Raw genomic sequence first — 9,367 nt, 5'->3', positions numbered from 1 at the left:
CCCGTACGCGGCCGACTATCCGTACACCGAGCCCTTCGACTACGGCGCGTCCCCCGGCCACGGAGCGCCCTCCGGGCAGGGGGCGCCGTTCGACGCCGGGACGGCCGCCCATCAGGGGTTCCCACAGGGGCCCCCGCCGGACCCCGCACAGAGCACCCGCTACGGCCCCGTTTCCGGCTACGGCCCCGTTTCCGGCCCCGGTCCCGCGCAGACCCCGCCGCAGCCGTTTCCCGCCGTCGAGCGGCACTCCGCACCGGTCCCCGCGCCGGAACCGGAGCGCCCCGCGCGGGAGGCCGCTCCCGGCGCGGAGCCGGAGCGCGCCACGCTGCGCGGGCCGGGGCAGGGCAGAGCCGACCGGCGGCGTGCCGCCAAGCGCATCAAGCGCCGCCGCCGGCTGTCCCTCACCCGGGAGATACCCATCCTCATCGGGGTGGCGCTGCTGATCGCCCTGGTGCTCAAGACCTTCCTGGTGCAGGCGTTCGTCATCCCCTCCGGCTCCATGGAGCAGACGATCAAGATCGGTGACCGGGTGCTGGTCGACAAGCTGACGCCGTGGTTCGGTTCCAAGCCGTCGCGCGGTGACGTGGTCGTCTTCAAGGACCCGGGCGGCTGGCTGGAGGGCGAGAAGCCCAAGGAGAACAACGACCCGGTGGGCATCAAGCAGGCCAAGGAGTTCCTGACGTTCATAGGGCTGCTGCCCTCGGACGACGAGCAGGACCTCATCAAGCGGGTGGTCGCGGTCGGCGGCGACACGGTGCGGTGCTGTGACCGGCAGGGGCGGGTGACGGTGAACGGCCGGGCGCTGGAGGAGCCGTATCTGCACCCGGGCAACAAGCCGTCACGGCTGAAGTTCACGGTGAAGGTGCCGCGGGGGCGTATCTTCGTGATGGGTGACCACCGGTCCAACTCGGCCGACTCCCGGTATCACCTTCAGGAGCCGGACAAGGGGACGATTCCGGAGGACCTCGTCCTCGGACGGGCGATGGTGATCGCCTGGCCGTTCGACCACTGGCGCCGGCTGGAGGAGCCCGGGACCTATGCTTCTGTACCGGATGCGGACAGCAGAGCAGCCTCGGTGTCCGGAGCCGGTGACAATCCAGTGGTGCGACTCCCGTTGTCTGCGGAACTCCCGCTCGTTATGGGAGTGGTGGGCCTGTACCGGCTCTCGGACAGGCGGCAGCGCAGTGTGAGGAGTGGATGTGGGGGACTTGGCGGTTGGCGCACGGTCCGGTTCCGGCGACCCGGAGGACGAACGCCCTGGTGCACGGGACGGGGCGGGCTCCGGCGAGCCTCCCCCCGCGGAGAGCGCCGTGGAGCCCGTGCCCGGCGTGCCGAGCAGCGGGACTGACCCGGGCGGCGGCACGGGAGACACCGGCGGCGACGGCGGCGGAGGCGACTCCTCGCCGGGCGGCGCGGGCAAAGGGAAGGGCAAGAAGCATCGTTCCTTCTGGAAAGAGCTGCCCATCCTGATCGGTATCGCGCTCATTCTGGCCCTGCTGATCAAGACGTTCCTCGTGCAGGCGTTCTCCATTCCGTCGGACTCCATGCAGGACACCCTGCAGCGCGGCGACCGGGTGCTGGTCGACAAGCTGACGCCGTGGTTCGGCTCCGAGCCGGACCGCGGCGAGGTCGTCGTCTTCCACGACCCCGGTGGCTGGCTGCCGGAGGCGCAGGTCGACGAGAACGTCGTCCAGAAGGCGCTGAGCTTCATCGGCCTGATGCCCTCGGCCAACGAGAAGGACCTGATCAAGCGCGTCATCGCGGTCGGCGGCGACCGGGTCGAGTGCAAGAAGAACGGCAAGGTCAAGGTCAACGGCACGGCCCTGGACGAGAGCTCGTACCTCTACCCCGGGAACACCCCGTGCGATGACAAGCCGTTCGGCCCGCTGAAGGTCCCGGACGGGAAGCTGTGGGTGATGGGCGACCACCGTCAGGACTCGCTGGACTCGCGCTACCACCAGAACCAGGCCGGCGGCGGCTTCGTGCCGGAGGAGAAGGTCGTGGGCCGGGCCATCGTCAAGGCGTGGCCGATCGGACGCTGGGGCACCATGCCCGTGCCGGACACCTACGACCAGAAGGGCGTCTCCGCGCAGGCGGCCGCGCTGGCCCCCACGGCGGCCCCCGCCGCGCTGGGCCTGGCCGGTGCCGTTCCGCTGGTCCTCTGGCACCGCAGGCGGCGTGAGAGCACCACCTCCGGCGGATAGCGCCGGCCGGGAACCGCCGCCTCCGGCGGGGCGTCCCGGACACGGCCGAGGGCTGACGCTGTCGTCTACCGATGGGTAGGGTGCCTGCGGATCTTCGATGCGAGACCGTGCGGACGACCCTGGAGTGCGGATGGGCGAGGCGGGACCGAGCGGCGAGGGCCGCGGTCGGCTGGGCGGCGTGCTGTCCGGGGTGGCCGTGGCCCTCGGCTGTGTGCTCTTCCTGGGCGGCTTCGCGTGGGGGGCGGTGCTCTATCAGCCCTACACCGTGCCGACCGACTCCATGGCGCCCACGGTGAAGGCCGACAGCCGGGTGCTCGCGGAGCGCATCGACGGCGACGAGGTGCGGCGCGGCGACGTCGTGGTCTTCCAGGACAAGGTGTGGGGTTCGGTCCCCATGGTCAAGCGGGTCGTGGGAGTGGGCGGCGACCGGGTCGCGTGCTGCGACCCGGAGGGGCGGCTGACGGTCAACGGGAAGTCCGTCGAGGAGCCGTATCTCGGCTCCCGGGGCCGGGAGGGCCAGCGGCCCTTCGAGCGCACATCGGTCCCCCCGGGCCGGCTCTTCCTGCTGGGGGACAACAGATCGGACTCGGTGGACTCGCGCGCGCACCTGGCGGACGCCGCGCACGGTGCGGTGCCGCGCTCCGCCGTCGAGGCGCGGGTGGACGCCGTGGCCTGGCCGGCGGGCGCCGTCGGGATGCTGCCGGGGGCCCAGGGCTTCGCCGCGCTGCCGGGCGGCACCTCCCAGCAGGGGCCGCTGCGGCTGATCGGGATCGCGGTCGTGGCCGGATTCGTGCTGATCTTGGGCGGGGCGGCGTACGGGCCGGTCGCGCGGCGCCTCACGTCTTCATCCCGCAGCAGGTCGGGGTGACGCACAATAGGGGGACGCGCGGCTGAAGGGGAACATGCCATGAGTGCCGAGGACCTCGAAAAGTACGAGACCGAGATGGAGCTGAAGCTCTACCGGGAGTATCGAGATGTCGTCGGGCTGTTCAAGTACGTGATCGAGACGGACCGGCGCTTCTATCTCACCAACGACTACGAGATGCAGGTGCACTCGGTTCAGGGTGAGGTCTTCTTCGAGGTCTCGATGGCTGACGCCTGGGTGTGGGACATGTACAGGCCCGCCAGGTTCGTCAAGCAGGTGCGTGTCCTCACTTTCAAGGATGTGAACATCGAGGAGCTCAACAAGAGCGACCTGGACCTCCCCGACGACTCCGGATTCAAGAGCTGAGGCACCTGCCTCACCCGCGCGGGTGACCGAGTTCTCCCCGGGCCCGGAGTTGTCCACAGAAATCCAGCATGATCACTGAGCTCGCCTCGGAGCCGTCACAGTCGATGGCCGGAGGTGGTGCTGATGGACGCCCGGGGTGCACTCGGCCGCTATGGCGAGGATCTGGCGGCGCGGCGCCTGCGTGAGGCGGGCATGGCGGTCCTCGTGCGCAACTGGCGCTGTGCCGAGGGAGAGATCGACCTCATCGCGCGGGACGCGGACGCGCTGGTGGTCTGCGAGGTCAAGACCCGCAGAGCGGGTCGCTCGGGGGTGTTCGAGCACCCCATGGCGGCGCTGCCGCCGTCCAAGGCCGCGCGGCTGCGGCGGCTCGCGGCGCGCTGGCTCAGCGAGCACTGGCTCGCACGCTATGGGCGGCTGCCGCCGGGCGGCGTCCGCATCGATCTTGTCGGGGTCCTGCTCCCGGAGCGCGGAGCGCCCGCGGTGCAGCATGTCCGGGGGGTGGGCTGATGGGGTTCGCACGCACCTGTGCGGTGGCGCTGGTCGGCGTCGAGGGGGTGCTGGTGGAGGTCCAGGCGGACCTGGAGCCGGGGGTGACGGCCTTCACCCTGGTGGGCCTGCCTGACAAGAGCCTGACCGAGAGTCGCGACCGGGTGCGGGCCGCGGTGGTCAACTCGGGCGTGCCCTGGCCGCAGAAGAAGCTCACGGTCGGCCTCAGCCCGGCCTCCGTGCCGAAGGCCGGGAGCAGCTTCGACATCGCCGTGGCCTGCGCCATCCTCGGCGCCGCCGAGCGGATCGACCCGCGCGAGCTGGCCGGGCTGATGATGATCGGAGAGCTGGGGCTGGACGGCCGGATCCGGCCGGTGCGCGGGGTGCTCCCGGCCGTGCTGGCCGCGGCCGACGCCGGGTACCGCCGGGTGGTGGTGCCCGAGCAGGCCGCACCCGAGGCGTCCCTGGTGCCGGATGTCTCCGTGCTGGGCGTCCGCACGCTGCGTCAGCTCATCGCCCTCCTCACGGACGAGCCGGTCCCCGAGGAGGAGCCCGGCCAGGAGGGGGCGGAGCCGGATCCCCTGCTCGCCGGCGCCCCCGTCCTCCCGGACGCCGTCCCGGGCCTGACCAGCCTGGCGCGGGAGGACCGGGTGCTGGACCTCGCGGATGTGGCCGGGCAGCCCCGGGCCCGCAAGGCCCTGGAGATCGCGGCCGCCGGACGGCACCACCTGTTCTTCAAGGGGCCGCCCGGCGCCGGCAAGACGATGCTGGCCGAGCGGCTTCCCGGGCTGCTCCCGCCGCTCGGCTTCCAGGAGTCCCTGGAGGTCACCGCGGTGCACTCGGTGGCGGGCGCGCTGCCGTCCGGCCAGCCCCTGGTCAGCAGTCCGCCGTACTGCGCCCCGCACCACTCGGCGACGATGGCGGCGCTCGTCGGGGGCGGCAGCGGGCTGCCCCGGCCCGGCGCCGTCTCCCTCGCCCACCGCGGGGTGCTCTTTCTGGACGAGGCCGCCGAGTGCTCGGTGCGGGTGCTCGACGCGCTGCGCCAGCCGCTGGAGTCCGGCTTTGTCGTCGTGGCGCGGGCCGCCGGGATGATGCGGATGCCGGCGCGCTTTCTGCTCATCCTGGCGGCGAACCCGTGCCCGTGCGGGCGGCACGGCGGCCGGGCGGGGGAGTGCGAGTGCCGGCCGGACTCCGTGCGCCGGTATCGCGCCCGGCTGTCCGGCCCCCTGCTGGACCGGGTCGACCTGCAGGTCCGCGTGGAGCCCCTGGCCCGTTCGCATCTGCTCGCGAGCTGTGCGGGTGCCGAGTCCTCGGCCCAGGTGGCGGCCCGGGTGCGGGAGGCCAGGGAGCGGGCCGCCGCCCGCTTCGCGGACACGCCCTGGGGCACGAACAGCGAGGTGCCCGGCCACGAGCTGCGCACCCGCTTCCCGGCCGAGCCCGGCGCGCTGGGGGACGCGGAGGGAGAGCTGGAGTGCGGCCTGCTCACCGCCCGCGGCCTGGACCGGGTCCTCCGTGTGGCCTGGACCGTCGCCGACCTGGCGGGCCATGGACGCCCCACTCGCGAGGACGTCGCCCTGGCGCTGGAGCTGCGCACGGGTATCGCCCGCGGCCTGGCCCTGGAAGCGGGCCCGCCATGACGGACGGCACGACGGACCGGGTCCGGCGCACGGCGCGCTCCGCCGGAGGCGAGGGGGGCAGCCGGAGCCGGACGAGGGCCCGCCCGCGCCGGCGCCAGGCGAGAGCGGAGCCGGCAGCTGCCTCCGGGGCGCGCTCGGCTCGGAGGGTTCGTACATGCCGGACGGCGCCGAGCGGTTGGCGCGGGCCGCGCTTGCCCGGGTCACCGATCCGGGGGACGAGACGGTGGGCCGGTGGCTGGGGGAGTACGGGCCGTGCGCGGTGGTCGCGGCGCTCAGTCGCGACGGGCCCCGGCTGCCGGGCGTCAGCGAGCAGCGCTGGGCCGGGCTGCGGCTGCGGGCCGCGGAGTCGCGCCCAGCGGCCGACCTGGACCGGGTGCGGGAGCTGGGCGGACGGTTCGTCTGCCCCGGCGACCCGGAGTGGCCCCGCCAGCTGGACGATCTGGGACCGGCACGCCCGTTCGGGCTGTGGGTGCGCGGCACCCCCTCGCTGCGGTACTGGGCGCTGCGGTCCGTCGCGGTCGTCGGCGCCCGGGCGTGCACGGACTACGGCGCCCATGTCGCCTCGCTGCTCGGCGCGGGCCTGGCCGAGCGGGGCTGGACCGTGGTCTCGGGCGCCGCCTTCGGCGTCGACGGCGCGGCGCACCGGGGCGCGTTGGCGGTGTGCGGACCCACGGTCGGGGTGCTCGCCTGCGGGGTGGACGTGGCCTATCCGCCGCGCCATCGCGAGCTGATCGGACGGCTGGGCGAACGGGGACTGGTGGTCGCCGAGTTGCCGCCGGGCGACCACCCGACCCGCAGCAGATTCGTGCTGCGCAACCGCGTGATCGCGGCGCTGACCCGGGGCACCGTGGTGATCGAGGCGGCGCTGCGGAGCGGCTCGCTGGGGACGGCGCGACACGCGCTCCGGCTGGGACGGCACACGATGGGGGTACCGGGCCCGGTCACCTCCGGGCTCTCGGCGGGCGTGCACGAGCTGCTGCGCGGGGAGGCCACCGTGGTCACCGAAGCCGCCGAGGTGATCGAACTCGTCGGCGACATGGGTGAGCTGGCCCCGGCGCGGCGCGGGCCCACGGTGGCGCGGGACCTGCTGAGCGGTGAGACGGCACGCGTGCTGGAGGCGCTGCCCGCCCGGGAGGCCGCCCATGTTCCGCAGCTGGCACGGCGCGCAGGCACGGCACCCGCCGTCGTCCTGGCCCACCTCCATGAGCTGCGGGCCCTTGGCTTCGTCGAACGGGCAGGCGATGGCTGGCAGTTGACCCGGTCATCTGACCGACACTCCATCGGGTGATGAGGCGGTGCTTGACCTGGGGCTATCGAGTGAAAGGCTGAGCCGTGCCCACGCGTGAGAGAGCCCGGCGGATCTGCCCGCCGTAGTGCATGTGGGCGCCAACATCGCGCCCCGGCAAGGGGAGGAGAGTGCTTGACGCATCCCCCGATCCGCGTCCCGTCGCACACGGCGACCGCCCGGTCACGTTACGCTCACACCATCTCTCAATGAGACCCACGGCTCCGCACACCTACAGACCACCATCCAGCAGAACGGCTCAAGGCGACGTATGCCTCAGCACATCCCAGGGCCCGACCGCACGGCCACCGCCGCGGCACCGACCGCCGTCGACGACGCCGCGCCCAGGACCGCGCCCGGCACCCTGGAGGAGCTGTGGCGGGCGTACAAGAACACGGGCGACGACAGACTGCGCGAGCAACTGATCCTGCACTACTCACCACTGGTCAAGTATGTCGCGGGCCGGGTGAGTGTGGGCCTGCCGCCCAATGTCGAGCAGGCCGACTTCGTCTCGTCCGGGATCTTCGGGCTGATCGACGCCATCGAGAAGTTCGACCCGGGGCGGTCCATCAAGTTCGAGACCTACGCCATCACCCGCATCCGCGGCGCGATGATCGACGAACTGCGGGCGCTGGACTGGATCCCCCGCTCCGTGCGGCAGAAGGCCCGCGCCGTCGAGCGCGCCTACGCCACGCTGGAGGCGCGGCTGCGCCGCAGCCCGTCGGAGGCGGAGGTCGCCGAGGAGATGGACATCCCCGTGGAGGAACTCCACGGCGTCTTCAGCCAGTTGTCCCTCGCCAACGTGGTCGCGCTGGAGGAGCTGCTGCACGTCGGCGGCGAGGGCGGCGACCGGCTCAGCCTGATGGACACCCTGGAGGACACCGCCGCCGACAACCCCGTGGAGGTCGCGGAGGACCGCGAGCTCCGGCGGCTGCTGGCCCGCGCCATCAACACCCTCCCGGAGCGCGAGAAGACCGTGGTCACCCTCTACTACTACGAGGGGCTGACACTCGCCGAGATCGGTCAGGTGCTCGGCGTCACCGAGAGCAGGGTCAGCCAGATTCACACCAAATCGGTCCTGCAGCTGCGGGCCAAACTGGCCGATGTGGGGCGCTGACGCGCTGAATCGGTCCTGCCGGACGCCTGACCGTATGACTCCCGGGCCGGGCTCCGTAAGCTAGTGATGTGCCCAGGATTCGAGCGGCCTCCGTGGCCGAGCACCGGACCATGCAGCGGGCGGCCCTGCTGGACGCCGCCAGGTCACTCCTGTCCGAAGGCGGGACGGAGGCCCTGACCTTTCCCGCCCTCGCCCAGCGCACCGGCCTCGCGCGCTCCTCCGTCTATGAGTACTTCCGCTCCCGCGCGGCCGTCGTCGAAGAGCTGTGCGCCGTGGACTTCCCCGTCTGGGCGGCCGAGGTCGAGGCGGCCATGGCCGAGGCGGCGACGCCGGAGGCCAAGGTCGAGGCGTATGTCCGGCAGCAGCTCGCCCTCGTCGGCGACCGGCGGCACCGCGCCGTCGTCGCGATCTCCGCGGGAGAGCTGGACGCCGCTGCCAGGGAGCGCATCCGCGCCGCACACGGCGGTCTGATCTCGATGGTGGTCGAGGCGCTCGGCGACCTCGGCCACGCACAGCCGAGGCTCGCCGCCCTGCTGCTGCAGGGGGTCGTGGACGCGGCCGTACGCAGGACCGAACTGGGCGCGGCGGAGGATCCGGAGCAGATCGCGGAGGCCGCCGTCGCCATGGCGCTGCGCGGGGTCCAGGGCTGAACCCCGGGCCGGACGCCCGAGCGGGCACCCGCACCGGGCGGTACCGGCGCAGGCGCCGGTGCGCCCAGAAGGCGCCGAGCGTGAGCAGGAGCGCACCCCCGGCCGCTCCCGGTCCGGTGGCGTCCCTGGTCGGCCCGGCGCGCGCCGCCCGCCGCGCGGCCACCGGCGCCGCGCCGTCCCGCCCCGGCAGCGGGACCCCGAACACCGGCAGCAGCCGGGAGCGGCCCCGGCCCAGCAGCAGGAGCGGGTCGAGGTAGCGCTCACCGCGGCGCAGGCCCCAGTGCAGACATCTGCCCCGGTCGGCACCCCGGTGCGGCGGGCTCGCTCTGCCGCTCGCCCCTGGCCCGCCGCTCCGGGTGCGCAGGCAGTGGCCCGCGTCGCCGGCGGGCGGCTCCTCGGACACGGTGCCGACGACGTCGCCCGCCGCCACGCGGTCTCCCGCGCGCACGGACGCCCTGACCGGTTCGTATGTGGTACGCAGCGGGGGGCTGCCGGTGCCGCTCAGCTCGATGGAGACCACCCCGCGGCCCGCGACCCGGCCCGCGAACGCGATCCGGCCCGGCGCGACCGTCCGCACCCGTCGCCCCGCACGGGCCGCGAGATCCACTCCCCGGTGCCCCGGCGCCCAGCGCCGGGGCGGCGGATCCCAGCCGCGTACCACCAGCGGTCCGCCGCCGGCGGAGCCGGGGGAGCCCGGGACCGGCCAGAACCGCTCCGGCCGCTCGCCCGTCCCTCCCACGGGGCGGTGGGAGGGGCC

9 protein-coding genes and 1 pseudogene are annotated in these 9,367 nt (G+C 73.6%); 9 read left to right on the top strand and 1 reads right to left on the bottom strand.

All coding sequences use genetic code 11. The features are described from left to right. The 9 genes from lepB (G5C65_RS24365) to G5C65_RS24325 all read left to right on the top strand — a co-directional run. On the top strand, positions 1–1,348 hold a 1,348-nt coding region (gene lepB, locus G5C65_RS24365), incomplete at its 5' end, for a signal peptidase I (protein ID WP_420903358.1). Beyond that, entirely contained in the window at positions 1,311–2,204 is an 894-nt protein-coding gene (gene lepB, locus G5C65_RS24360; protein ID WP_338146625.1) for a signal peptidase I, read from the top strand. The genes lepB (G5C65_RS24365) and lepB (G5C65_RS24360), both read left to right, overlap by 38 nt. A gap of 97 nt (positions 2,205–2,301) precedes the next feature. Then, entirely contained in the window at positions 2,302–3,072 is a 771-nt protein-coding gene (gene lepB / locus G5C65_RS24355; protein ID WP_420903357.1) for a signal peptidase I, read from the top strand. A gap of 39 nt (positions 3,073–3,111) precedes the next feature. Continuing rightward, positions 3,112–3,435, top strand: a complete 324-nt coding sequence (locus tag G5C65_RS24350) for a DUF2469 domain-containing protein (RefSeq protein ID WP_165301058.1) — start codon at positions 3,112–3,114, stop codon at positions 3,433–3,435. A 123-nt stretch (positions 3,436–3,558) separates the two neighbouring features. Then, positions 3,559–3,942, top strand: a complete 384-nt coding sequence (locus G5C65_RS24345; protein WP_165301057.1) for a YraN family protein — start codon at positions 3,559–3,561, stop codon at positions 3,940–3,942. Beyond that, on the top strand, positions 3,942–5,558 hold the full coding sequence (locus G5C65_RS24340; protein ID WP_165301056.1) for a YifB family Mg chelatase-like AAA ATPase: 1,617 nt from the start codon (positions 3,942–3,944) through the stop codon (positions 5,556–5,558). Before G5C65_RS24345 ends, G5C65_RS24340 begins: the two co-directional genes overlap by 1 nt. Before the next feature lie 154 nt (positions 5,559–5,712). Then, complete coding sequence (gene dprA, locus G5C65_RS24335; protein WP_165301055.1) at positions 5,713–6,846, top strand: DNA-processing protein DprA; 1,134 nt, start codon at positions 5,713–5,715, stop codon at positions 6,844–6,846. Between the two features lie 268 nt (positions 6,847–7,114). Then, positions 7,115–7,960: an RNA polymerase sigma factor WhiG gene (gene whiG, locus G5C65_RS24330; RefSeq protein ID WP_165301054.1), complete on the top strand. Its 846-nt coding sequence runs from the start codon at positions 7,115–7,117 to the stop codon at positions 7,958–7,960. Between the two features lie 110 nt (positions 7,961–8,070). Then, positions 8,071–8,610, top strand: a complete 540-nt coding sequence (locus G5C65_RS24325) for a TetR/AcrR family transcriptional regulator (RefSeq protein ID WP_165301060.1) — start codon at positions 8,071–8,073, stop codon at positions 8,608–8,610. Between the two features lie 124 nt (positions 8,611–8,734). Here G5C65_RS24325 and G5C65_RS24315 read toward each other — a convergent pair. Next, positions 8,735–9,367, bottom strand: a pseudogene (locus G5C65_RS24315) (murein hydrolase activator EnvC family protein); the annotation flags it as partial.

The sequence above is a fragment of the Streptomyces boncukensis genome (genome assembly GCF_011045075.1).
Classification (GTDB): domain Bacteria; phylum Actinomycetota; class Actinomycetes; order Streptomycetales; family Streptomycetaceae; genus Streptomyces; species Streptomyces boncukensis.
The sequence above is the reverse complement of the archived record's forward strand: the minus strand, read 5'-3'. Positions and strand labels throughout refer to the sequence as shown.

Excerpts from the sequence above, each read along its gene's own strand:
- G5C65_RS24325 (WP_165301060.1), top strand. The coding sequence starts at position 8,071 with ATGCAGCGGGCGGCCCTGCTGGACGCCGCCAGGTCACTCCTGTCCGAA.
- whiG (WP_165301054.1), top strand. The coding sequence starts at position 7,115 with ATGCCTCAGCACATCCCAGGGCCCGACCGCACGGCCACCGCCGCGGCA.
- G5C65_RS24345 (WP_165301057.1), top strand. The coding sequence starts at position 3,559 with ATGGACGCCCGGGGTGCACTCGGCCGCTATGGCGAGGATCTGGCGGCG.
- G5C65_RS24340 (WP_165301056.1), top strand. The coding sequence starts at position 3,942 with ATGGGGTTCGCACGCACCTGTGCGGTGGCGCTGGTCGGCGTCGAGGGG.
- G5C65_RS24350 (WP_165301058.1), top strand. The coding sequence starts at position 3,112 with ATGAGTGCCGAGGACCTCGAAAAGTACGAGACCGAGATGGAGCTGAAG.
- dprA (WP_165301055.1), top strand. The coding sequence starts at position 5,713 with ATGCCGGACGGCGCCGAGCGGTTGGCGCGGGCCGCGCTTGCCCGGGTC.
- lepB (WP_420903357.1), top strand. The coding sequence starts at position 2,302 with ATGCGAGACCGTGCGGACGACCCTGGAGTGCGGATGGGCGAGGCGGGA.